Here is a 23,934-nt window from a genome sequence, read left to right on the forward strand (position 1 = left end):
GATATTGGCGGCCCATCGAGTCGATCTTGGCGGCGAAGTGCGCCGTTTTTTCCGGGTGCTCGGACCGGTTGCGGACCCTATGGACAAAGCCTGCCGGGAGGAGGAAAATCTGGCCGATAATCGGGCACAAAAACGCGGTGCCCGGCGTTACATGTGAACATACGGGCGTGCCGCCCAGCGAACTGCCCGGCCCAAAACCACTGCCTGTATTAAGGACGAAGAAGGACCATGGCCACGGACTACGATGCCCCTCGGAAGACCGAGGAAGACGTCAGCGAGGACTCCATCGAGGAGCTCAAGACGCGTCAGCCGGGAAAACAATCCTCGGCGGTGGATGTCGACGAGACTGAACTGGCCGAGGGCTTCGAACTCCCCGGAGCGGACCTTTCCGGCGAAGAACTGCTCATCCAGGTGATGCCGCCGCAGGCGGACGAATTCACGTGCTTCAACTGCTTCTTGGTGAAGCACCGTTCACAGATTGCTGCGGAGCGCAACGGGCACCTCTACTGCACGGAGTGCGAGGGCTAAGGGCGCTGTTCCCGGGTTTCGGTCAGGGCCCCGGTTTCGGTCAGGGCAGCCACCAGTTCTTCCGGTCTGCGTGACGACGTGAGCCAATAGGGGGTCCGGTCGGCCGGATCGGTGATCTGGATCTTCACCACGGGATCGATCCAGCCCCGGAAGCACATAAAGGCGAGTCCGTTCAGGCGCGGGCCGCGCTCGGCGGTGGCTTCGGCGCCCCGAAAGGATTCAACGGTCCCGACGAACTTGCGCTCGATGCTGGCCCGCCCGACGCGCAGGTTGGTGCCGGAGACGGTGATAGTGGGTGTCGACAGGATCAGCAGCGTGGCGATGATCGTGAGCAGGACCAGTGCGGCGATGATGCCGGCGGCAGCGCTGATGGGGGAGAACATCAGGATTCCCGCACCCGAAAGCCCCACGGAGATGACCCAGATCCATGGCGAGGGCCAGAGTTTTTCCTTGAAGAGGAACTCCGGCGCCGAAGAAGCGTTCCGGGCAGGCATGGAGGCGGACTGGTCAGGCGTAGGCATGCACCCAGCTTATCCGTCGGCGTGGACCCACGTAGAATGGACGACTGTGAGCAACGAGACCGCAGTATTCAGCACAGACGCCGGCGCAAGCGGGGCGGGAACCGACAACCATGGGACCTATGGAGCTCCGACGCTCGAGGTCCGGTTGAAGATGCTTGACGAGGGACTCGAAGCACCGTCCTACGCCCACCCCGGTGATGCCGGCGCCGACCTCCGCGCCCGTGAAGACGTTTATCTTGCACCGGGGGAACGGAAGCTGGTTCCCACTGGCGTTTCCATTGCCCTGCCCAACGGTTTCGTGGCGCTGATCCACCCCCGTTCCGGATTGGCCACCAAGCACGGCCTGACCGTTGTCAACGCCCCCGGCACCGTGGACGCAGGCTACCGTGGCGAAATCGCCGTGACGCTCCTGAACACGGACCTGCACAAGGCCATCGAACTGAAGCGCGGCGATAGAATTGCCCAAATGGTGATCCAGCGCGTTGAGTACGCGCGCTTCGTGGCCGTCGACGAACTGAGCGGGTCGGCACGGGGTGCCGGTGGCTTCGGTTCCACCGGAGGCTTCGCCACGCCCGTCGCCTGATCCGGGGCAGGCGACCCGCCAAGGCATACATTTCACGCGTGAAAGAGCAGCCCCTCCGGCATTGCCGTACTTTGACGCGGTTGCGGTTTACTGGGGGATAGACCACTACTAAGGAGACAACCCACATGGTTTTTGGGCGCAAGAAGTCCAAGGCTGACCGGCCTGAATCCGCAGACTCCGAGCTGGAAAGCACCGGCGGCTCCGCAGCGGGAGAACCCGGCAAGGGCGACCTCCGCCAGAGCAAGGGCCCGTGGGACATCGACGAAGTGGAGGACCGCGACGGCTACGTAGACCTGGGCGCCCTCCTGATCGCTCCCACCGAAGGCCTGCAGTTGCGGCTCGAGGTGGAGGAAGCCACGCAGCGCGTGGTGGCAGTCACCATGGACCTGGGCGGTTCGAGCCTCCAGCTCCAGGCATTTGCCGCGCCACGCTCCGAGGGCCTCTGGGAGGAGATCCGGGAGCAGATCAGCCAGTCCGTGGCCAGCCAGGGCGGTGAATCGGAAGAGATCGAAGGCGCTTTCGGAATCGAACTGGTCGCCAAGCTTCCCGCCGAAGCCGCCGATGGCAGCCGCGGATACCGTGCTGCCCGCTTCATGGGTGTGGACGGCCCGCGCTGGTTCCTTCGGGGCGTTCTTGGCGGAGCTGCGGCCCTGGAGCGCGAGGCTGCTGCCCCGCTGGAGGATCTCTTCCGCCAGGTGGTTGTGGTCCGCGGTGGAAACCCGATGCCGCCAAGGGAACTGCTCCAGCTGCGCCTGCCCAAGGATGCCGCGGCCCAACCGCCGGCGCCCCAGGGTGGACCCGGAGTCCAGCGTCCGGAACGGGGCCCGGAGATCACCCAGATTGGCTGAATCACCAGGGCTGCCCGCCCGGGGAGGCCGCTCCGGGCCTTCCGGTCAGGGCATTAAGGACTTGCCGGTCCGCGGCAGGGCCACCTGTACGGGTTTTATTGAGTCCGTCACCCATCAGCCGCCCAGCGAGCAACCGTTCTTCTCCGCAATCGTGGTTGATGCGTTGGAGCATGGCTCATTGTTGGCGGGCAGGGGCGGCAGTTCCCGGAAGTCCTACCAGCGGCTGCGCGTCGTGTGGTTGGGCCGCACCCGGGTGCCCGGCATCGAAGCCGGGGTCCAGCTGCGTTTGAACGGCATGGTGGCCCCGGTCGGCGGGCTTCCCACCATGTTCAACCCCCGGTACGAAATACTTTCCCGTCAGGAGAACCAATGACCGTGGCCAACGGATCCGATCCCAAAGACGGCAACCCGCCTCAGCCGCCCTCCGAAGGCACTCCGGACGGCCCGGCTGCCGATCACCGGCGGGTTGCCCCTGAATCCGGAACCGCAAATCCTACTGTGGCGGACCTTGCAGCGGGCTACGCCCAAAAAGCGGGCCTGCACCGCAACAGCGCCGGCCATGTTGACATGCTGAAGTCGGCCGGCGGAATCCAGGGAATTGCCGAAAGTATCCTGCCCGGCCTGGTCTTCCTGGTGGCTTTTACCATTACCCGGGACCTGCCCCTCTCCTTGGTCGGCGCCCTGGCTGCTGCCGCCGTCTTCACGGTGGTGCGGTTGGTACAAAAGCGGCCGTTGACCCAAGCGCTGGCCGGCGTGGTCGGCGTCGGTATTTCCGCGTGGCTGGCCAACAGCACCGGGAAGGCCGAAGACTTCTATGTCCTGGGTTTCCTGACCAATGCCGCTTACATAGCGGGCATGGTCCTGTCCATCATCCTCAAATGGCCCCTCGCCGGGCTGCTGTTCGGCTTTGTCCGGAACGAAGGGCTGGACTGGCGCAAGGACCCCGAACGCCTGCGGGTCTATCAGCTGGGCACATGGATTGTGGTGGCCGTCCTGGCCCTGCGCCTTATAGTGCAGGTTCCGCTGTACCTCATGGGTGAGGAAGGGCTGACCGCGCTTGCCACCACGAGGCTCCTCATGGGCGCGCCGCTGTACATTTTGGGCCTATGGGTTGCCTGGCTGGTCACCAAGCCTGCGCCTCAGCCGTCGAACCCGTCGTCCTCCACGGACTGATCCGGGACCGGAACTGCTCCCTCGCGATGGTCGCTGCCGTCCGTTGATCCCGGGGAGAGCAGTGCGCGCAGCCCGTCTTCAGCCGCGATCGTGGTGACGAAGAAGAGCTCGTCGCCGCCGTCCAGGACGTCGTCGCGGCTCGGCGTGATGGGGGCTTGATCACGGAGAATGGCCACCAGGGTGGCATCCTCCGGCCACTCGATGTCTCCCACCGTGCTGCCGATGATGTGCGAGTCATGCGGCACGGTGAACTCGACGATCGACGCCACGCCCGTCTGCAGCGTCAGGAGCCGGACGATGTCCCCGATTTCGACGGCCTCTTCAACCAGCGCCGTCATCAATTGCGGAGTATTGACTGCGACGTCCACGCCCCAGGAGTCGTTGAACATCCAGTCGTTCTTGGGATTGTTGACCCGGCCGACGGTTCGTCCCACGCCGAATTCGGTCTTGGCTAGCAGGGAAACCACCAGGTTCACCTTGTCGTCGCCGGTTGCGGAAACCACGACGTCGGCGTCCTCCAGTTTGGCGTCCTGCAGGGTGCTGAGTTCACAGGCATCACCCACCAGCCATCGGGCACCGCGGAGTCCGCTGCGGCCGATGACCTCGGGTTTCAGGTCGATGAGGAGTATTTGGTGGTTGTGGGCCAGGAGTTCGCGCGCAATGGAGGATCCAACGCTGCCGGCGCCGACGATGACAACTTTCACTACGACTCCTTGGCAGGTGCTTTGGCGAGGACACGGCTGATCTCGGTTGTCCTGTCAACGCTGATCATCGCGTGGACGGTGTCACCCTCCTGGTAGGACGTTCCGGGCCCGGGAAGGAGGCCTTCCCCGAACCGGGTGAGAAACGCGATCCGGATGCCGGCTGCAGCCTCAATGGCGGCGAGGTTCTGGCCTATCCAACCGTCGTGGAGGTCAACTTCGGCCAGCACCAGCCGGCCGGACGGTTCCCGGTAGTCACCGGCAAGGTGTTGCTCGGGGAGGATGCGGCGCAGGACCTGGTCCGCGCTCCACCGCACCGCCGCCACGGTGGGGATGCCAAGGCGCTGGTAGATTTCCGCGCGGCCGGGGTCGTAGATGCGGGCCACAACGTGCGCGACGTGGAACGTTTCCCGTGCCACGCGGGTGGCCAGGATGTTGGAGTTATCGCCGCTGGAAACGGCCGCGAATGCGTAGGCCTCTTCAACGCCGGCTTGCTTGAGGGTATCGCGGTCGAAGCCGACGCCCGTTACTTTGCGGCCGGTAAAAGTGTTGCGGAGGCGGCGGAAGGCCCGCTCGTCCTGGTCAATGATGGCCACCGAGTGGCCGGAGTCTTCCAAGGTGTGTGCCAAGGTTGCGCCAACACGGCCACAACCCATGATCACGAAGTGCGCCACCGTGTCTCCTTTTTGATGTATCCAAACCGCTCCGTATGACTTTACCGGTGCGAACGTCGCCTTGACGTTACCGCCGTCATGACACCGCCGGGGTTTGCCGTCATGACATCGCCGGGGATTCAGAGTAGCTTTGCGGAGTGCTGACAATACTGAATGCGGCCAAGCGGGTATTGGTGGGTCGGCCGGTCCGGAATGACCGCTTGTCCCATACCCTGCTGCCCAAACGCATTGCGCTGCCGGTCTTCGCCTCGGATGCGCTTTCTTCCGTGGCCTACGCGCCGGATGAGATCCTTCTGACCCTCGCCCTGGCCGGGGTCAGTGCCGTTGCCTTTTCGCCGCTGGTGGGACTCGCCGTCATGGTGGTCTTGCTCACGGTGGTTGCTTCCTACCGGCAGAACGTCCACGCCTACCCGTCCGGTGGCGGCGATTACGAGATCGCCAATGTGAACCTGGGCAAGTATGCGGGACTCACCGTGGCGTCGGCACTGTTGGTGGACTACGTCCTCACGGTTGCCGTGTCCATGTCATCGGCGGCCACTTATCTGACGACTGCCATCCCTTCACTGCACGGCCAGCAGGCCCTCATTGCCAGTGTCGGCGTCGTGGTCCTTGCCCTGGTGAACCTGCGCGGCGTCAAGGAGGCCGGCAGCGTCTTTGCCGTGCCGACCTACATCTTCATGGCCTCCATCCTGGGCATGACGGTGGTTGGCATCTTCCAGGCGCTGACCGGGCAGCTGGGCGAGGCTCCCTCAGCCAACTTCACCATTGTTCCGCAGCCCGGATTCGACGAAGGACTGGTGGGCCTCGCCGGCGCCTTCCTGCTCCTGCGTGCGTTCTCCTCCGGTGCGGCTGCGCTGACCGGCGTCGAGGCCATCAGCAACGGCGTGCCCAACTTCCAGAAGCCAAAGAGCAAGAACGCAGCCACGACGCTGCTGTTGCTGGGGGCCATCGCAGCAGCCATGCTGGCCGGCATCCTATATTTGGCCAATGCCACCAAGGTGCACATCGTCCTGGACCCTGCAACCGAGTTCCTGGTGGACGGCAAGCCCCTCCCTGAGGGATACATCCAGAACCCTGCCATCAGCCAGATCGCACACACGATCTTCGGCGCCGGGTCGATTCCTTTCTACATTGTGGTTGCAGCCACCGGCATCATCCTGGTGTTTGCCTCCAATACCGCCTTCAACGGCTTTCCGGTCCTCGGTTCGATCCTCGCCCAGGACGGATACCTCCCCAGACAGCTCCGCACGCGTGGCGACAGGCTGGCGTTCAGCAACGGCGTCCTGGCATTGGCCGCGGGCGCGTTGGTGCTGATCCTGTCGTTCGATGCCGATGTCACCAAGCTCATCCAGTTGTACATCGTGGGCGTGTTCATCTCGTTCACGGCGAGCCAGCTGGGCATGGTGCGGCACTGGGGCCGCGAGTTGAAACTCGTCCGGGACAAAGCCCTCCGGCGGAGGATGATCAAATCACGCACCATCAACATGGTGGGCTTCGGCATGACTGCGCTGGTGCTGGTGATCGTGTTGATCACCAAGTTCGAACAGGGCGCGTGGATCGCCCTCCTGGCCATGTTCATCCTGTTCCTGATCATGTGGAGCATCCGGGCCCACTATGACAACGTCGCCAAGGAACTGGCCGTCGACGAAGACTCTTCGCCCCGCGCACTGCCCACACGGGTGCACGCAGTCCTGCTGGTCTCCCATGTCCGTAAACCGGTGCTTCGTGCGCTTGCCTATGCCCGTGCATCCCGTCCTTCCCGCCTGGACGCCATCACGGTGGACATCAACGCAGAAGAGACTGAGCATACGGTCCGGGATTGGGAGAAGCTGGAAATTCCCGTACCCTTGACTGTCCTCGCCAGTCCCTACCGCGAGACGGTAACGCCCATCATGGAATACATCAAGAACATGCGGAAAGACTCTCCGCGGGACCTGATCGTGGTGTACATCCCCGAATACGTGGTGGGCAAATGGTGGGAACAGCTGGTCCATAACCAAACCGAACTGAGAATCAAGACGCGGCTCCACTTCGAACCCGGTGTCATGGTCGCCAGCGTTCCGTGGCAGCTGAAGTCCTCCGAAGAAGCAAAGGCACTGCAGGATACCCAATGACCCCCAAGGAAACTTCCACCCGGTCCCACGAAGCGGGCAGCCAGGGCGCTCCAGGCACAGAACTGGTGGTGGACATCGGTCCTATTGCCCACGGGGGCCACTTCGTGGCACGGCATGAAGGGCGGGTCATCTTCGTCCGCCACGGAATACCCGGCGAAAAGGCACGTATCCGGCTTACCGACTCCGGTGCGGAATCGCGCTTCTGGCGTGCCGACGTCGTCGACGTCCTGGAACCTTCACCCGACCGCGTGCCGCACATCTGGAAGAGCGCCGATTCACCCTCCGCCTGGCGGCGCGGTGGCCCGCCCGTGGGCGGCGCTGAGCTCGGGCACATTGCCTTGGAGCGGCAACGCTCACTTAAGTCCGAGGTTCTCGCCGAACAGTTGAAACGGTTGGCGGGAGTGGAACTGTCCGTGCCTGTCGAGGCTGTGGGAAACGACGACGACGGCGGCCTCGGCTGGCGTACGCGTGCCGCCTTTGCGGTCACGGACAACGGCCGGCTGGGTATGCACGCCCACCGTTCGGACGTTGTGGTTCCGGTGCGGGAGATGCCGCTTGCCCACCCCGGCATCAATCAGCTGCGGTTGTGGGAGGTGGACCTGACCGGGATCGAGCGCGTGGAAGTCGCCGCGCCTGCCAACGGTTCGAGGCCCCTGGTGCTCTTGGCTCCCCGCGAAGGGACAAGCCCCAAGCGCCTGCACTCCATAGCGTCCGCCTTGCCGGAGGACGTGTCGGTTGCCGGCTTCGAACCCAACGGACAGGTGGTCCGGCTCCGCGGCAGGACCTGGGTGCAGGAATCGGCGGCGGGCCACGAATACCGGGTGACGGGGGAGGGGTTCTGGCAAATCCACAAGGATGCACCCGCCACGTTGGTCAATGCGGTCACCGACTACCTCTCGGGCGGGGTCTACCTCCAGCCCGGTGCCGTCGTCGCGGACCTCTATGCCGGTGCCGGGCTGTTCACGGCACCCCTCGCTGATGCCGTGGGAATTACCGGTTCGGTGCTTTCGGTGGAGGGTTCGCCGGGAACGAGCCGCGACGCGAAGAAGAACCTCCATGGCCAAAGCCAGGTCGAAATCGTGCAGGGGCGCGTTGAGCGCGTACTCCACCAGCGGCAGAGGAACTTTGATGCCCTCATCCTGGACCCGCCCCGGGCAGGGGCGGGCAAGGCCGTGGTTCGGCAGCTCATGGAGAGCGGCCCCCGTGCAATTGCCTATGTGTCATGCGATCCGGCATCGTTTGCGCGTGATTTGGGTTACTTCCAGCGGGGTGGCTGGCAGCTGTCGGACCTGCGGGCGTTCGACCTGTACCCGCACACCCATCACATGGAAACCGTGGGCTTGCTCATCCCCGGAGCATAGGTCCGGGGGCAACAGGCCCGCACAGTAGTGGGGCAATAGTGATTCGAGCCACTACGATTGCCTTTAAGTAGTCCCGCTCCGTTCAGTGCCGCGGTTGGATCCCGGCCTTCGGGCCGGGGTGATCAAGAGCACGTGCCGCGGGACCAAGTTAGGGCTGCCTAACTGGCCTGCGGCCAACCACGCGACAAAGATGAAACTGTTGCGAGAGGAGTCCTGCCATGAGCACTGTGGACAGCTTCGGTTCCAAAGGCGTACTGAATGTAGCCGGCACCGATTATGAAATTTTCCGGTTGAACTCCGTAGAGGGCGCAGACAGCCTTCCGTTCAGCCTCAAGGTATTGCTTGAAAACCTCCTGCGGACCGAAGATGGCGCCAATATAACGGCTGACCACGTCCGCGCCCTGGCCGGTTGGGACCCCAATGCGGAGCCCGACACGGAAATCCAGTTCACCCCGGCCCGCGTCATCATGCAGGACTTCACCGGCGTGCCCTGCGTAGTGGACCTTGCCACCATGCGTGAAGCCGTGAAGGAACTCGGCGGCGACCCCAAGCGCGTCAACCCGCTGGCACCTGCCGAAATGGTCATCGACCACTCCGTCCAGATCGACGCCTTCGGCAACGCCGGCGCGCTGGAGCGCAACATGGAGATCGAATACCAGCGCAACGGTGAGCGTTACCAGTTCCTGCGCTGGGGACAAACCGCGTTCGACGACTTCAAGGTTGTTCCCCCGGGAACCGGAATCGTCCACCAGGTCAACATCGAATACCTGGCACGCACCGTCATGACCCGTGAAGTGGACGGCGCGCTCCGCGCTTACCCGGACACCTGCGTTGGTACCGACTCGCACACCACCATGGTCAACGGCCTGGGCGTGCTGGGTTGGGGCGTCGGCGGCATCGAGGCCGAAGCAGCGATGCTCGGCCAGCCTGTTTCCATGCTCATCCCGCGCGTCGTTGGCTTCAAGCTCAGCGGCAGCATCCCCGCCGGTGCCACCGCTACCGACGTCGTCCTGACCATCACCGAAATGCTTCGCAAGCACGGTGTTGTGGGCAAGTTCGTTGAGTTCTACGGTGAAGGCGTAGCCGCCGTGCCGCTGGCCAACCGCGCCACTATCGGCAACATGAGCCCGGAATTCGGTTCCACCGCAGCCATGTTCCCGATCGACGACGTCACCCTCGACTACCTGCGCCTGACCGGCCGTTCCCAAGAGAACATCGCACTGGTTGAGGCGTACGCCAAGGAACAGGGCCTCTGGCACGATCCTTCCCGCGAACTCCGCTTCTCCGAGTTCCTGGAACTGGACCTCTCCACCGTGGTTCCCTCCATCTCCGGACCGAAGCGTCCCCAGGACCGCATCGAGCTCAGCGATGCGAAGGAGCAGTTCCGCAAGGACATCCACAACTACGTCACCATCGAAGACGGCAGCGTGGATGAGGCGCTTGACGAGTCCTTCCCGGCCTCGGACGCTCCGTCCTTCACGCACGCGGACTCGCACACCACCGAGACCGCACGCGCCGCCTCCGCGGCCAACGGTGCGAACGGCCGCCCGTCGTCGCCCGTCCAGGTAAAGACGGCCGATGGCCGCGAGTTCGAGCTGGACCACGGCGCCGTTTCGATCGCGTCGATCACCTCCTGCACCAACACGTCCAACCCTTCGGTCATGCTTGCTGCCGCGCTCCTGGCACGCAACGCCGTGGACAAGGGCCTGACGTCCAAGCCGTGGGTCAAGACTTCCGTCGCACCCGGCTCCAAGGTCGTCACGGACTACTACGAGAAGTCCGGCCTGACCCCGTACCTGGAGAAGCTCGGCTTCTACATCGTCGGTTACGGCTGCGCCACCTGCATCGGTAACTCCGGCCCGCTGGAGCCGGAAATCTCCGAGGCCATCCAGGCCAACGACCTCTCCGTTACGGCTGTCCTGTCGGGTAACCGCAACTTCGAAGGCCGCATCAACCCTGACGTCAAGATGAACTACTTGGCCTCCCCGCCGCTGGTCATCGCGTACGCCCTGGCCGGCACCATGGACTTCGACTTCGAAACCGATGCCCTTGGCACGGACTCCGAAGGCAACGAGGTATTCCTCAAGGACATCTGGCCGAACCCCACCGAGGTGCAGGAAGTCATCGACTCCTCCATCGACGAGGGCATGTTCGCCAAGGGTTACGAGGGTGTCTTCGAAGGTGACGAGCGCTGGAAGGCCCTCGATACCCCCGCCGGCGATACCTTCGCTTGGGCAGAGGACTCCACCTATGTGCGGAAGCCCCCGTACTTCGAAGGCATGAAGGCCCAGCCGGACCCCGTCCAGGACATCACTGGCGCCCGCGTCCTGCTGAAGCTCGGCGATTCGGTCACCACCGACCACATCTCCCCGGCCGGCTCCTTCAAGTCGGACACGCCTGCCGGCCAGTACCTGCTGGCAAACGGCGTGGAGCGCAAGGACTTCAACTCCTACGGCTCGCGCCGTGGCAACCACGAGGTCATGATCCGCGGTACGTTTGCGAACATCCGCATCAAGAACCAGCTTCTGGACGGCGTCGAGGGTGGCTTCACCCGCGACTTCACCCAGGACGGCGGTCCCCAGGCCTACGTTTACGACGCAGCCCAGAACTACCAGGCAGCCGGCACCCCGCTGGTTGTGCTGGCAGGCAAGGAATACGGTTCCGGTTCGTCCCGTGACTGGGCAGCCAAGGGCACCGCGCTCCTGGGTGTCAAGGCAGTCATCGCCGAAAGCTACGAGCGTATCCACCGCTCCAACCTGATCGGCATGGGCGTCCTTCCGTTGCAGTTCCCCGCAGGGGAGTCCGCTGCGACCCTCGGCCTGACCGGTACGGAGACCTTCTCCGTGGAGGGCGTGACCGAACTCAACAACGGCACCACGCCCAAGACGCTGAAGGTCACTGCAACGGCCGAGGACGGATCGTCCAAGTCCTTCGACGCAGTGCTTCGCATCGATACCCCGGGTGAAGCCGATTACTACCGCAACGGCGGTATCCTGCAGTACGTGCTGCGCCAGATCTCCGCATAAGGAGTCGGCCGGCCTACCGCCGAATTACCCGCCAGGCAGCCCCTGCTGGTCCTCGACCGGCAGGGGCTGCCTGCTTTTTATTGCCGGTCCAGCCGCGCACGGATCATGGCGGTGGCGTCCATGGGCTTCAAGGGTGCGGGCAACGCGCTAAAGTTAACAAGCACGTCATTCACGTAAGGAGGGCCTTTGGGACTCTTGGAAACCATCAAGGATCCGCAGGACCTGGCCGGCCTGACCAGCTCCGAATTGGATCAGTTGGCCGGCGAGATCAGGGACTTCCTGATCACCAACGTAGCCGCAACCGGTGGTCACCTGGGGCCCAACCTTGGCGTTGTGGAACTGACCATGGCCGTGCACCGGACCTTCGAATCCCCACGGGACAGCATCGTCTTTGACACAGGGCACCAGTCCTACGTGCACAAACTGCTGACGGGCCGGCAGGATTTCAGCACGCTGCGGCAGCAAGGCGGTCTGTCCGGCTACCCGGACCGTGCCGAGTCCGAGCATGACATTGTGGAAAGCTCCCACGCATCCTCGTCCCTGTCATGGGCGGATGGTATTTCCAGGGCCCGGCAGCTGACGGGCGAGGGCGACCGGTTCGTCGTCGCCGTCGTCGGCGACGGAGCGCTGACGGGCGGCATGACGTGGGAAGCCATCAACAACATCGCTGCCGATAAGCGCCGGCGCGTGGTGATCGTGGTCAACGACAACGGACGCTCCTATGCACCCACCGTTGGCGGCCTCGCAGACTACCTTGCCTCGCTGCGCCCCACCATCGATTCCCTCCGCACTGCTCCCGCCTATGAAGGCATGCTGGACTGGTGGAAGAAACGCCTCCAGAACGGCGGTCCGGTAGGGCAGTTCACGTACAAGAGCCTGCACGCGATGAAGAAGGGCATCAAGGACTGGTGGGCGCCCCAGGGCATGTTCGAGGACCTTGGGATGAAGTACATCGGCCCTGTTGACGGCCATAACCTCCAGGCGCTGGAACACGCCCTGAGTACCGCCAAGGCGTACGGCGGTCCGGTGATCGTCCATGCCATGACGGAGAAGGGCCACGGGTATGCCCCGGCACTGGCCAACGAGGCCGACCAATTCCACGCAGTGGGGATCATCGACCCGGAGACCGGAGAGTCCACCGAGACCCCCGGCGCGCGCTCATGGACGTCGGTCTTTGCCGAGGAGATCGCGGACATCGCGGACGAACGCCAGGACATCGTCGGGATCACGGGGGCCATGTTGATCCCCGTGGGACTGCACAAGTTCGCCGAGCGCCACCCCGAACGCGTCATCGACGTCGGTATCGCCGAACAGCACGCGCTGACGTCTGCAGCTGGAATGGCCTATGGCGGCCTCCACCCCGTGGTGGCTGTGTACGCCACGTTCCTGAACCGCGCTTTCGACCAGTTGCTCATGGACGTGGCGCTTCATAAGGCCGGCGTCACGGTGGTCCTTGACCGCGCCGGCGTGACCGGTCCTGACGGGCCCAGCCACCACGGCATGTGGGACATGGCAATGGTGCAGATCGTCCCGGGCCTGCATCTGGCTGCGCCCCGCGATGCAACCCGGCTCCGCGAAGAACTCAGGGAAGCCGTGGCCATCAATGACGCTCCAACGGTGGTGCGCTTCTCCAAGGGCAGCGTCGGCAAGGAGGTCGAAGCGATCGAGCGGCTCAAGGACGGCGTCGACGTCCTGGCGCGCCGTCCGGAAGGGTCCACGGAAAACGACGTCCTGATCGTCAGCGTGGGAGCCATGTCCGAACTCGCCTTGGACGTGGCCGGCCGCTTGGGTGCCCAAGGCATTAGCTCCACGGTGGTGGATCCGCGCTGGGTCCTGCCGGTCCGGAAGTCGATCATTGCCCTCGCTGCCCGGCATCGCTTGGTGATCTGCATCGAGGACGGAGTCCGTGCCGGCGGTGTGGGCTCGCGGATCCGGCAGGAAATGCGTGCTGCTGGAGTGGACACCGCCCTCAACGAAGTCGGGTTGCCGGTGGAGTTCCTCGTCCACGGATCCCGCAGCCAAGTGCTGGAGCGCGTCGGCCTGACGGCCCAACAGATAACCCACGACGTCGTTGCCCAGGTTTTGGGCACCAAGGTCCCCTTTGCGCGGCCCTTGCCAGGCCAGGCCCACCCCACCACCGGCAGCTTGCCCACGTTGTGAGCGGGGGACGCGAACCCGGAGTGCTGCAGCCTGGCGACCTGGTGGTGGCACGGAACAGGAAGTGGGACGGGAGGGCCCACTGGGTAGTACCGGGAAGATACCTCGGCGAGGATATTCACGGATGGTGGATCTTCCAAGGCAAGGGTGAATTCTGTGCCCGCCCGGGAGCTGCCTTCTACACAGCCTCGGATGCCTTGCTGCTGGTGCCCCGAACAGGGGAGTACGTTGCTACGTTCTACGACGACACGTACCCCGGCGACTTCCGGATCTATGTGGACCTTGCCACCGCCCATGAATGGAAGACCATCCGCCCGGGCGTGACGGAGTTCCACCTGATTGACATGGACCTTGACGTGATCAGGTCAAGCGTCCGTGGCGTCTTCGTCGACGATGAGGATGAGTTCGAAGAGCACCGCATACACATGGGCTATCCCGGGGAAACCGTCTCAGCCATGCGCGCTGAGTGCGCGGTTCTCCTGGCAGCAGTCAGCACCATGGAAGCACCCTTTGATGTTGCCTCACCAGGAAGCGTCAGCGCCGAATGGTTGACGAAAGGACGGGCATGAGCGGAATCATCCGCATGTACAAGCGCGATGAGGACGGAGTCCTGCATTTCCGCGAAGCATGGTTCGACGACGAGGACCGGCACTTTGTGGTCAACCACGGCGTGGTCGGCCACCAAAGCCGGACCGAAGAATCGGAAATCGGGGAGGACACCTCGGTGGACGGACTGATGGCTGCGTTCGCTGCGCAGTGCGAAGAGGACGGCTACGCGGAGATTCCTCCATCCGAACAGTTCTGGGTGGTGGCGCAGTTCGCGTTGAAGACCAAGGACGGCACCGAACGCGACCGCTACTTGGAACGGAACGCCAAAGCTGCACTCACCACGGAGCTCGCCTGGCGGGGCCTCGGGACGGTGGAACGCTCAGAGGTAGGGAACTCGCGGTTGAACATCTTCTGCCTCTGCCCGGACGTCAATAAGGCTGTCAACGCCATCAAAGTCTGTATCCGCAATGAGGACCTTGATTTCACCAAGCTCAGCATCGCAGCGGCCCCGCATGGGGAACCGACCGGGTTTAAGTTGAAGCACTCGCCCCGGAAGGGTGCTGGCTTTACGCTCTAAGTACTAGCGACCGCACCAGGAGGGACCGTTCCATGCCACAGAAAAGCAACTGGCCCGGACATACGCCGCTGCCAAAGGGCCTCGCAGCTCCGGCCAGGCGGGCGTTGGCCCACGAGGGCATCGAAACCTTGGAACAGTTGGCAGCGTTCGGTGGGCTGGAGGCCTCGAAACTGCATGGATTGGGCCCCGTGGCCATAGCCCAGTTGGAGGATGCGATGGAAGAATCCGGCATCTCCTACGGAGCCGTCCGGGGGGACTGAGTTCCCGCGCCGGTGCCCCGGCCGCACGTACTAGGCTGGGGCCATGACTGAATATCGACGCCTTGGCCGCTCCGGACTGACCGTCTCCGTCGTGGGGCTGGGCTGTAACAACCTAGGCCGCGCCAATACGCCTACGGAATCCCAGGAGGGCACGGACGCGGTAGTCCACGCCGCCCTCGACGCCGGGGTGACGTTCTTCGATGTTGCCGATGCGTATGGTCGGGAAGCCGGCCTCAGCGAGACGATGCTGGGGAAAGCCCTCAAGGGAAACCGGGGGGACGTGGTCATTGGCACCAAATTCGGCATGGACATGAAGGGCGCCAACGGCAAGGACTTCGGGGCACGGGGTTCCCGGCGGTACATTGTGCGGGCCGTGGAAGCTTCCCTGCGCCGTTTGGACACCGAATGGATCGACCTTTACCAGTACCACACCCCGGACCACGCAACACCGGTGGACGAGACCCTCGCGGCCCTGGATGATCTGGTGACCAGCGGCAAAGTCCGGTACATCGGGCACTCCAACTTTGCCGGATGGCAGGTGGCGGAAGCAGAGTACGTGGCACGCCAGCTTGGTGGATCCCGCTTCATCTCGACCCAGAACCACTACAACCTGCTGGACCGCCGTGCGGAACTGGAGATCCTTCCCGCGGCCGAAGCTTTCTCCTTGGGCGTGCTGCCGTACTTCCCGCTGGCCAACGGGCTCCTCACTGGCAAGTACTCGGCGGGGAAGGCCCCGGAGGGATCCCGCTTGAGCCACACCCGCACGCATCTGGTCCATGACGCGGATTGGGACCAGCTGGGCCGGTATGGACAGTTCGCCAAGGAGCGCGGCCTGACAGAGGTGGAGCTTGCCTTCTCGTGGCTTGCCGCCCAGCCGTGCGTGGCCAGCGTCATCGCAGGGGCCACCAAGCCGGAACAGATCCGCCAAAACGCCGGGGCCGTGCGCTGGGTGCCCTCGCAGAGCGACCGGGACGAACTCGATGACATTTTCCCGAAAACTCCGAAGGTTGCACTCTTCTAGTTCTTGGGTAGACCAGAGGACAATGCCTACGCCAAAGGCCGTGGACCACGGGTCCACGGCCTTTGACGTTGCTGCGGTTAAAGCGCCGCTGAGGCGACCCCCGGTGCGTGGAAACGCTTCCCGTTGACCCGCTCCGACGCCCCCACCCGGTCCAGGTATGGAGTGATTCCGCCGAGGAACATGGGCCATCCGGCACCGAGGATCATGCAGAGGTCGATGTCCTCAGGACCTGCCACGACGTTTTCGGCCAGCATGAGCCCGATCTCTTCGGCGAGGGCATCCTGGGTCCGGCGCAGGACCTCTTCCCCGGTGGACGGACTCTGGCCGAAGGACAGAATGGCGAGTGTCTCTTCGGGGAGGACAGGCGCACCATCGGGGCCTGCAACCCACAGGGACTTCACGCCGTTGTCGATCAGCTTCTGCAGGTTCTGCGACACCGGGAAGCGGTCGCCAAAGGCCGCGTGGAGTGACTCCTGGACATGCTGTGCCACGGGCAATCCCACCATGGCACTCAGGGTGAACGGCGTCATGGGCAGGCCCATGGGGCGCAGCGCCGTGTCGGCCACCTGTGCGGGAGTTCCCTCGTCGAACGCGGCAATGACCTCGCCCATCAACCTCAGGAGGATCCGGTTCACGACGAAGGCCGCAGCGTCCTTGACGAGGACTGCGGTCTTCTTGAGCCCCTTGGCGAGTTCGAAGGCCGTGGCGAGGACCGCGTCATCGGTCTTCGGTGCCCGCACTATTTCGAGCAGCGGCATGACTGCCACGGGGTTGAAGAAGTGGAAGCCCACCAGGCGCTCGGGATGCCGGAGGTCCTCGGCCATGGCTGTCACCGACAGGGATGACGTGTTCGTTGCCAGGATGCACTCGGGGGAGACGATCGCCTCCACTTCGGCGAAGACTTGCTTCTTGACGCTGAGTTCTTCGAAGACCGCCTCGATCACAAAGTCGGCGTCGCTGAAGGCCTCCTTGGACACCGATCCGGTGACCAGTGCCTTCGTCCTGTTCGCGGCATCGGGGCTGATGCGCTTCTTGCCGAGCAGCTTGTCCACTTCGGCGTGGACGTAGGCCACACCCTTGTCGACGCGGGACTGGTCAATGTCGGTCATGACCACAGGGACCTTCAGCTGCCGTGCGAAGAGGAGCGCCAGTTGGCTGGCCATGAGGCCTGCACCGACGACTCCCACTTTGGTAACCGGCCGGGCCAGCTTCCGGTCCGGCGCACCGGCCGGCCGCTTGGACCGCTTCTGGACGAGGTCCAGGAAAGCGTAGACCGTGGCGCGGAATTCGTCCGACTGCATCAGGTCCGCCAGCGTCCGGCACTCAAGGGCAGCCGATTCCGCCTGGGTCATGGTCCGGTTGGCCTCCATGATGTCCAGCACCTTGCCCGGGGCGGGCGCTGCGTTGGAGATCTTTGCTTCCACCAAGTCCCTGCCTGCGGCAACGGCGGCGGCCCAACGCTCTGCCACGGCGGGGTCGGCAGGATCGACGGCGTTCTGCCGGTCGGCGGCGGTACGGCCGGAGATCACCCCGGCGGCCCAAGCCAGGGATTGCTCAAGGAAGTCGGCGGGTTCGAACATGGCATCGGCAATTCCCAGCTCGAAGGCTTGGGGACCCGTCAGCGTCTTGTTGTTGTTGAGGGCGTTCCCGATCATGACCTGCACGGCGTTTTCCGGGCCGATCAGCCTGGGGAGGATATAAACCCCGCCCCAACCCGGTACCAGGCCCAGGAACGCCTCGGGGAGCGCCAAGGCGCCTGCGCCGGTGGACACCGTCCGGTACGTGGACTGCAGCGCTATCTCCAGCCCGCCGCCGAGGGCGAGGCCGTTGATGAACGCGAAGCTGGGGACACCCAGGTTGACGAGCGTGCCGTAGACCTCGTGGCCGAGTTGGGCCATCCACAGGCCGTGTTCGCGCTCCTTGAGGGTCTTGACCGCGGAGAGGTCTGCACCCGCCACCAGGAAGTAGGGTTTCCCGGTGACGCCTACGCCCACGATCTCGCCCTTGGCGGCCCGGTCCCTTAGGGCTTCCAGGACGCCGCCAAGTTCGACGAGGGTATTGGGCCCCAGGGTGGTCGGCTTGGAATGGTCCAGTCTGTTGTCCAGGGTGATGAGGGCGAAGGTCCCGGCCCCGTCGGGAAGCTCGATGTCCTGCACATAGGAGTGCGTCACCACTTCGTCCGGAAACAGGGCGGCAAGCTTCTGGAAATCGTTGGCGCTCATGCGGCGGCTCCTTCTTCGGAGGTGGAATCGGTGGTGGAAGTGGCTCCATAGTCTGCGTGGTGCGGGTTCTCCCAGATCACGGTGGCGCCCATGCCAAGGCCGATGCACATGGTGGTGATGCCGTACCGCACGGAAGGGTCCTGTTCGAACTGCCGCGCCAGCTGGGTCATCAGCCGGACACCGGAAGAAGCGAGGGGATGTCCGACGGCGATCGCGCCGCCATAGCGGTTCACCCGGCGATCGTCGTCCGCGATGCCAAAGTGGTCGAGGAAGCTCAGGACCTGGACTGCGAAGGCCTCATTGATTTCAAAGAGTCCGATGTCCGAGATGTCCAGGCCTGCATTCTTCAGCGCTTTTTCGGTGGCAGGGACCGGTCCGATTCCCATGACCTCCGGCTCCACGCCGGCAAAGGCGTAGGACACCATGCGCATCTTTACGGGGAGGCCGAGTTCGCCCGCTGTGTCTTCGGCCGCGAGCAGGGCTACGGTGGCGCCGTCGTTCAATCCTGCCGCGTTGCCGGCGGTGACCCGGCCGTGGGCCCGGAAGGGCGTCTTGAGCCCGGCCAGATCCTCCACGGTGGTTCCCGGGCGGGGAGGCTCGTCTACGGAGTGCACGGTCCATCCCTGGCCCGGCTTCATGGTGGCCACCGGAACAAGGTCGCCCTGGATCTGTCCGTCGGCGTAGGCCGCCGCAAGCTTCGCCTGGGAGGACGCAGCGTAGGCGTCCGCGCGCTCCTTGGTGATGGCGGGGAACCGGTCGTGCAGGTTCTCGGCCGTGTTGCCCATGTTGAGTGCGGCCGGATCGACGAGGCGTTCGGACATGAAGCGCGGATTGGGATCAGCACCGGCACCCATGGGGTGGTTGCCCATGTGTTCCACTCCACCGGCGATCACGACGTCGTAGGCGCCGAAGCCGATGCCGCTCGCCGTCGTCGTGACTGCTGTCATGGCACCTGCGCACATGCGGTCGATCGCGAAGCCCGGCACGGTCCGGGGGAGCCCGGCCAGAAGCGCGGCTGTACGGCCGATGGTGAGGCCCTGGTCTCCGGTCTGCGTGGTTGCTGCGATGGCTACCTCGTCAACGCGTTCGGCCGGGAGGGAAGGATTGCGGCGCATGAGTTCCCTGATGCACTTCACCACCAGGTCATCTGCACGCGTTCCGGCGTAGATGCCTTTGTCTCCGGCCTTGCCGAAGGGAGTGCGGACGCCGTCCACGAAGACGACGTCGCGGACGGTTCTTTGCGCAGTGCGTGATGGACTCATGTGAAACTCCTCGCTGAGACACGGTGCCGGAACCGCTGGGCGGAATCCGGAGGGCATTGCTGCAATGTTACTCACCAGTAACTTTGCGTGCAAGGCCCGTATACGGCAAAGGCCCGCATCCACGAACCGGGGTTCATGAACGCGGGCCTTCAGGCGGTTACGGAGAATCTTTGGGCTTGGGCTCCTTGGCCGGGAGCGGCTGTGGGTTCAGGCATGCCTCGACGATGATCGGGGCGGCGAACGAAATCTGCCATTCGCGGGCTCCCAGGGCGCGCAGTTCGTCGGCGACCGTCTGGTGCGAGACTTCCGACGGCGGCCGCCACAGTACCCGCCGCAGGTAGTCCGGGGTCAGCAGGTTTTCCACCGGCAGCTTCAGCTCGTCCGCCTTTTCCTGGAGGGCAGGCCGGGCAGTGGCGAGGCGGGCGGCTGCTTCAGCATCGCGGTCTGCCCAAACGCGGGGCGGCGGCGGTGCGTTGGTGGGCAGATGCAGCGGGGGAAGCTCGGTCAGCATACGGGCCGCGGTGATGCAGCGGAGCCATCTGGGTGCTTCCCGCTGCGCCGACCTGCCGTGGAATCCCTTGGTGGCCAACAATTGGGGGACCGTGGTGGGCAGGGCTTTTGCGGCGGCCACCAGTGCGGAATCGGGGATGAGCCGTCCCGGTGCCACGTCCCGCTTCCGCGCCAGCTGGTCCCGCTCCAACCACAATTCGCGCACGGCTGCGAGTTGCCGCCGGTCCCTGATCTGGTGGAGGCCCGACGTCTTGCGCCACGCATCCACGCGGGGAAGTGCGATCCCGGCGGCGAGGATACCGGCGAACTCCTGTTCGGCGAATTCCAGCTTTCCGTCGGCTTCCAGGAGTTCGATGAGTTCTTCGCGCAATTCTGCGAGGACCTCGACGTCCAGTGCTGCGTACCGCAACCACGGTTCAGGGAGCGGTCGGGTGGACCAGTCGGCGGCGGAGTGTTCCTTGGCCAGGCCGAAGCCAAGCAATTGCTCGATGACGGCTGCCAGGCCTACCCGGGGCAATCCGGCGAGGCGGGCGGCAAGTTCGGTGTCGAACAGCTTGTCCGGCCACATGCCGAGCTCGGACAGGCATGGGAGGTCCTGCGTTGCCGCATGGAGGATCCATTCGACGCCGCGGAGGGCGTCATTGATGATGGCCAGGTTCTCAAACGGTTCAGGATCGATCAGCCACGTACCGGATCCTTCCCGCCGGATCTGGACGAGGAAAGCTCGTTGGCCGTAACGGAAGCCCGAGGCGCGTTCGGCATCGACCCCTGCAGGCCCGGATCCGGCGGCAATCGCTGCGGCGCAGCGCTCCAGTCCGGCCATGGTGTCGATGACCGGAGGGACGCCTTCGCGCGGTGAATCCAGTTCGATGATTTCGGGAACGTGGCTGTCGAAGCCGTCCACCTTGATGTGGGTTGTGGGATCAGCAACCGGGTCGCCGGTTGTGGTTTTTTCCAGTTTTTCAGGGGTCATGATTGCTTAAGCTTACCGAGTCCGGCGCGCCGGGGCCGGATCGGGGGTGCAGTGCGGCTTCAGTTGAGCCTCCTGTTGGGCAGTCCCGTCACTCCCGGCGGCAGGGGCGGGAGGCCGGCGAAGGTGCACACCATGTCCGACCAGGCTTCCAGGTGTGCCTGTACATCGGAGGAGGCCGGTGTCCATGAGGCCCGCAGTTCTATGTCAATGGTGTCCGGCCGGTCTGCCAGCGTCCCAAAACTCTCGGAAAGGATCCGCGTGGCCGTGCCACCGGCCGCTTTGTACTGCGCGTTGTGGTTTTCCAAGGCTTCCACCAGCCAGGTCCACGCCACTGAGCCGAGCATTGCGTCGTTGCCCATGTCGGCGTCCAGTTGGGCCCGGATATAGGTGACGATCCGGAACTCACCTTCCCAGACCGCCGACCCTTCGGGATCGTAGAGGAGGATGAAGCGGCCTGTGGCGAGTTCGTCGTCTTCGTTGTCGCCGGGGTGCTGTCCCTGTTTCTCGATGAAGGCCTTGGCCACGGGACCGTGCACCGGCACGCGGCGGGTGGCTGCCGTGGGCCGGAAGACTTCGGCTCCCAAAGCCACGGCGTACGGCGCGAGCCGTGCCGGGGCGGGGATCTCATCCAGTCGCAGTTCGCTGCGGCACTGTGCTTTTCGTAGCGTTCCCAGGGCTGAAAGGAAGTCCGCGGGAACCTGTGAGAGGGCGTTCACCATGGCAGATTATGCGTCCGGGGCGGCGTTTCTGTGCAGGCTCGCCGCCCCGGAACCCAGCCGTTATCCCGCAGCCACTTCCCGTCTGATGGCTGCCACGAACGCGTCGATGTCTTCCTCAGTGGTGTCAAAGGAACACATCCACCGCACCTCGCGCCGTGCAGCGTCCCAATCGTAGAAAGCGAACTGTGAGCGGAGGCGGTCGGCAACACCTTCGGGCAGGATGGCGAAGACGCCGTTGGACTCGGTTGCCTGGGTGGGTTCAACGCCGTCGACCTGATCGACGGCTGCCCGCAGCCGCGCTGCCATGGCGTTGGCATGCGCGGCTGACCGCAGCCAGAGGCCGTCATCCAGCAGGGCTATGAACTGGGCGGAGATGAAGCGCATCTTCGAGGCCAGTTGCATGTTCATTTTCCGGAGGTACTTCAGGCCGTGGGCTGCCTCGGGGTTCAAGGCCACTACTACCTCACCGAAAAGCAGGCCGTTCTTGGTGCCGCCGAAGGAGAGGATGTCGACGCCGGCGTCGCGGGTGAAGGCGCGGAGCGGAAGGTCGAGGTGGGCGGCTGCGTTGGCAAGCCGTGCCCCGTCCATGTGGAGCTTCATGCCCTTGGCATGCACGTGGTCCGCGATCGCACGGACTTCCTCCGGGGTATAGCAGGTGCCAAGCTCCGTGGTCTGCGTAATGGAGACCACCAGCGGCTGGGCCCTGTGTTCATCGCCCCAGCCCCAGGCCTCACGGTCGATCAACGCGGGAGTGAGTTTGCCGCCTTCGGTGGGCACCTGCAGGAGCTTCATGCCGCCGATCCGTTCGGGGGCACCGTTCTCGTCCATGTTGATGTGGGCCGTGGAAGCGCAGATGACAGCGCCCCAGCGGGGGAGCAAGGACTGGAGGGACAGCACGTTGGCTCCCGTGCCGTTGAACACGGGGAAACATTCGATCCCCGTCCCGAACTGCTGCTCAAGGACTTCCTGGAGCCGGGCCGTGTAGATGTCCTCGCCATAGGAAACCTGGTGGCCGCCATTGGCTGCGGCCAGGGCAGCAAGGATTTCGGGATGCACGCCGGAGTAGTTGTCCGAGGCGAAGCCACGCACGGAGGGGTCATGCAGCCGGCTGTGATCCGTAGTGCTGCCGTCAAGGTGGATAGCCTGTGTAGTGCTCGTCACTTGTTCATTCACGCTTTCAAGTCTATTTCGCCGGCAGGATGCGTATGGGGCATCAGGCCGCGGTCGCGCCGGTGATGCCCGTGGTGGACTCGATGACGGGGCGCATCTTCTTCTCCAGGGCTTCATAGAACATGGACAGGGGGAACTCGTCGTCCAGGACCTGGTCGGTGAGCGCCCGCGGCGGTCCCGCCAGCGGAAGGGCCTCGGGGCCCTTGGCCCACACCGACGCCGGATGCGGAGTGACGGTCTCGGAAATCAGCTGGTAGGCGGCCAGCCAGTGAGCCGTCTTGGGGCGGTCGATGGAACGCCAGTACAGTTCCTCGATGCGGGCGCCCAGTTCAATCACGACGTCGGCAGCTTCCGCCCAGTCGATGCTGAGTTTGCTGTCGGTCCAGTGCAGGACATGGTGCTGGTGCATCCAGGCGAACAGCAGCTGGCCGCCGAGGCCGTCGTAGTTGCGCACGCGGCTGCCGGTAATGGCGAAGCGGAAGATGCGGTCGAAGATGACCGCGTACTGCACGAGCTTCGCGTGCCGGCGGGCATCGGGGTCTGCTTCCTCGTCCTTTTCGATGCGGACGGCTTCACGGAACGCCGTCAGGTCGCAGCGGAGTTCCTCCAGGGAGTACAGGAAGAAGGGCATGCGCTGCTTGATCATGAACGGGTCGAACGGAAGGTCCCCGCGCATGTGCGTGCGGTCATGGATCAGGTCCCACATCACGAACGTGCGCTGGGTCAGCTCCTGGTCCTCCAGCAGCTCTGCGGCATCCTCCGGCAGTTCCAGCGACGTCGTTTCCGCGGCAGCCTTGAGCACGCGGCGGAAGCGTGCTGCCTCGCGGTCGGCGAAGATGGCGCCCCACGTGAACGTCGGGGTCTGGCGGACTGCCACTGTCTCAGGGAACAGGACTGCGGAGTTGGTGTCGTAGCCCGCGGTGAAATCGACGAAACGGATCGGGACGAACAGTTTGTTCGAGTACTCGCCGCCCTCCAGGCCGGC

At 64.4% G+C, this 23,934-nt stretch carries 22 protein-coding genes; 13 read left to right on the top strand and 9 right to left on the bottom strand.

All coding sequences use genetic code 11. The features are described 5' to 3' along the window. The first annotated feature begins 228 nt into the window (after positions 1 to 228). Positions 229 to 528, top strand: a complete 300-nt coding sequence (locus tag AUR_RS18350) for a DUF4193 domain-containing protein (protein ID WP_021473108.1) — start codon at positions 229 to 231, stop codon at positions 526 to 528. On the opposite strand, the gene AUR_RS18355 is transcribed toward AUR_RS18350, so the two are convergent. After that, positions 525 to 1,022 (bottom strand): DUF3093 domain-containing protein, encoded by a 498-nt coding sequence (locus tag AUR_RS18355; RefSeq protein ID WP_052474229.1) that lies wholly within the window; start codon positions 1,020 to 1,022, stop codon positions 525 to 527. The two genes, AUR_RS18350 and AUR_RS18355, sit on opposite strands and share 4 nt — an antisense overlap. A gap of 73 nt (positions 1,023 to 1,095) precedes the next feature. Between AUR_RS18355 and dut the strand changes: the two genes are divergently transcribed. The 4 genes from dut to AUR_RS18375 all read left to right on the top strand — a co-directional run bounded on the left by dut (position 1,096) and on the right by AUR_RS18375 (position 3,653). Next, positions 1,096 to 1,632 (top strand): dUTP diphosphatase, encoded by a 537-nt coding sequence (gene dut / locus AUR_RS18360; RefSeq protein WP_021473106.1) that lies wholly within the window; start codon positions 1,096 to 1,098, stop codon positions 1,630 to 1,632. 125 nt (positions 1,633 to 1,757) lie between these two features. Continuing rightward, on the top strand, positions 1,758 to 2,480 hold the full coding sequence (locus AUR_RS18365) for a DUF3710 domain-containing protein (protein WP_021473105.1): 723 nt from the start codon (positions 1,758 to 1,760) through the stop codon (positions 2,478 to 2,480). Further along, positions 2,473 to 2,853 (top strand): hypothetical protein, encoded by a 381-nt coding sequence (locus AUR_RS18370; RefSeq protein ID WP_021473104.1) that lies wholly within the window; start codon positions 2,473 to 2,475, stop codon positions 2,851 to 2,853. The genes AUR_RS18365 and AUR_RS18370 overlap by 8 nt, the downstream gene beginning before the upstream one ends. Next, positions 2,850 to 3,653, top strand: coding sequence for a DUF3159 domain-containing protein (locus AUR_RS18375; RefSeq protein ID WP_021473103.1), 804 nt, complete (start codon positions 2,850 to 2,852; stop codon positions 3,651 to 3,653). Before AUR_RS18370 ends, AUR_RS18375 begins: the two co-directional genes overlap by 4 nt. Here the strand turns inward: AUR_RS18375 and AUR_RS18380 are convergent. Then, the gene (locus AUR_RS18380; RefSeq protein ID WP_062096184.1) at positions 3,620 to 4,357 is read right to left on the bottom strand and encodes a potassium channel family protein; all 738 of its coding nucleotides are present in this window, start codon (positions 4,355 to 4,357) and stop codon (positions 3,620 to 3,622) included. The two genes, AUR_RS18375 and AUR_RS18380, sit on opposite strands and share 34 nt — an antisense overlap. Next, positions 4,357 to 5,028: a potassium channel family protein gene (locus AUR_RS18385; RefSeq protein WP_021473101.1), complete on the bottom strand. Its 672-nt coding sequence runs from the start codon at positions 5,026 to 5,028 to the stop codon at positions 4,357 to 4,359. The genes AUR_RS18380 and AUR_RS18385 overlap by 1 nt, the downstream gene beginning before the upstream one ends. 137 nt (positions 5,029 to 5,165) lie before the next feature. Here AUR_RS18385 and AUR_RS18390 point away from each other — a divergent pair, with 137 nt between their 5' ends. The 8 genes from AUR_RS18390 (at position 5,166) to AUR_RS18425 (ending at position 16,093) form a co-directional block, all read left to right on the top strand. Next, the gene (locus AUR_RS18390) at positions 5,166 to 7,142 is read left to right on the top strand and encodes an APC family permease (RefSeq protein ID WP_128397229.1); all 1,977 of its coding nucleotides are present in this window, start codon (positions 5,166 to 5,168) and stop codon (positions 7,140 to 7,142) included. Next, positions 7,139 to 8,503, top strand: a complete 1,365-nt coding sequence (locus tag AUR_RS18395) for a class I SAM-dependent RNA methyltransferase (protein ID WP_021473099.1) — start codon at positions 7,139 to 7,141, stop codon at positions 8,501 to 8,503. Before AUR_RS18390 ends, AUR_RS18395 begins: the two co-directional genes overlap by 4 nt. Before the next feature lie 218 nt (positions 8,504 to 8,721). Next, positions 8,722 to 11,529 (top strand): aconitate hydratase AcnA, encoded by a 2,808-nt coding sequence (gene acnA, locus AUR_RS18400; protein ID WP_062096185.1) that lies wholly within the window; start codon positions 8,722 to 8,724, stop codon positions 11,527 to 11,529. 186 nt (positions 11,530 to 11,715) lie between these two features. Next, positions 11,716 to 13,689 carry a 1-deoxy-D-xylulose-5-phosphate synthase gene (gene dxs / locus AUR_RS18405; RefSeq protein ID WP_062096186.1) on the top strand — a complete coding sequence of 658 codons (1,974 nt, stop codon included), beginning with the start codon at positions 11,716 to 11,718 and terminating at the stop codon, positions 13,687 to 13,689. A 20-nt stretch (positions 13,690 to 13,709) separates the two neighbouring features. Continuing rightward, positions 13,710 to 14,255, top strand: coding sequence for a DUF402 domain-containing protein (locus AUR_RS18410; RefSeq protein ID WP_375338553.1), 546 nt, complete (start codon positions 13,710 to 13,712; stop codon positions 14,253 to 14,255). Beyond that, positions 14,252 to 14,812, top strand: coding sequence for a hypothetical protein (locus tag AUR_RS18415; protein WP_021473095.1), 561 nt, complete (start codon positions 14,252 to 14,254; stop codon positions 14,810 to 14,812). The genes AUR_RS18410 and AUR_RS18415 overlap by 4 nt, the downstream gene beginning before the upstream one ends. A gap of 32 nt (positions 14,813 to 14,844) precedes the next feature. Continuing rightward, positions 14,845 to 15,072: a helix-hairpin-helix domain-containing protein gene (locus tag AUR_RS18420; protein WP_021473094.1), complete on the top strand. Its 228-nt coding sequence runs from the start codon at positions 14,845 to 14,847 to the stop codon at positions 15,070 to 15,072. Positions 15,073 to 15,115: 43 nt separating this feature from the next. Further along, positions 15,116 to 16,093, top strand: coding sequence for an aldo/keto reductase (locus AUR_RS18425; RefSeq protein ID WP_062096188.1), 978 nt, complete (start codon positions 15,116 to 15,118; stop codon positions 16,091 to 16,093). Positions 16,094 to 16,170: 77 nt separating this feature from the next. Here the strand turns inward: AUR_RS18425 and AUR_RS18430 are convergent, their stop codons facing one another. From AUR_RS18430 to AUR_RS18455, 6 genes are all read right to left on the bottom strand, one after another. Beyond that, positions 16,171 to 18,315, bottom strand: coding sequence for a 3-hydroxyacyl-CoA dehydrogenase NAD-binding domain-containing protein (locus tag AUR_RS18430; protein ID WP_062096190.1), 2,145 nt, complete (start codon positions 18,313 to 18,315; stop codon positions 16,171 to 16,173). Continuing rightward, complete coding sequence (locus tag AUR_RS18435) at positions 18,312 to 19,577, bottom strand: thiolase family protein (protein WP_062096192.1); 1,266 nt, start codon at positions 19,575 to 19,577, stop codon at positions 18,312 to 18,314. Before AUR_RS18435 ends, AUR_RS18430 begins: the two co-directional genes overlap by 4 nt. 157 nt (positions 19,578 to 19,734) lie before the next feature. After that, entirely contained in the window at positions 19,735 to 21,060 is a 1,326-nt protein-coding gene (locus AUR_RS18440) for an HRDC domain-containing protein (RefSeq protein ID WP_062096194.1), read from the bottom strand. Positions 21,061 to 21,119: 59 nt separating this feature from the next. Then, positions 21,120 to 21,779, bottom strand: coding sequence for a DUF3000 domain-containing protein (locus tag AUR_RS18445; protein ID WP_021473089.1), 660 nt, complete (start codon positions 21,777 to 21,779; stop codon positions 21,120 to 21,122). 60 nt (positions 21,780 to 21,839) lie between these two features. Continuing rightward, positions 21,840 to 22,940, bottom strand: coding sequence for a threonine aldolase family protein (locus AUR_RS18450; RefSeq protein WP_241650948.1), 1,101 nt, complete (start codon positions 22,938 to 22,940; stop codon positions 21,840 to 21,842). Positions 22,941 to 22,992: 52 nt separating this feature from the next. Further along, a partial coding sequence (locus tag AUR_RS18455; protein ID WP_128397230.1) for a DUF6421 family protein occupies positions 22,993 to 23,934 on the bottom strand: 942 nt, incomplete at its 5' end.

The organism is Paenarthrobacter ureafaciens (genome assembly GCF_004028095.1).
GTDB classification, from domain to species: domain Bacteria; phylum Actinomycetota; class Actinomycetes; order Actinomycetales; family Micrococcaceae; genus Arthrobacter; species Arthrobacter ureafaciens.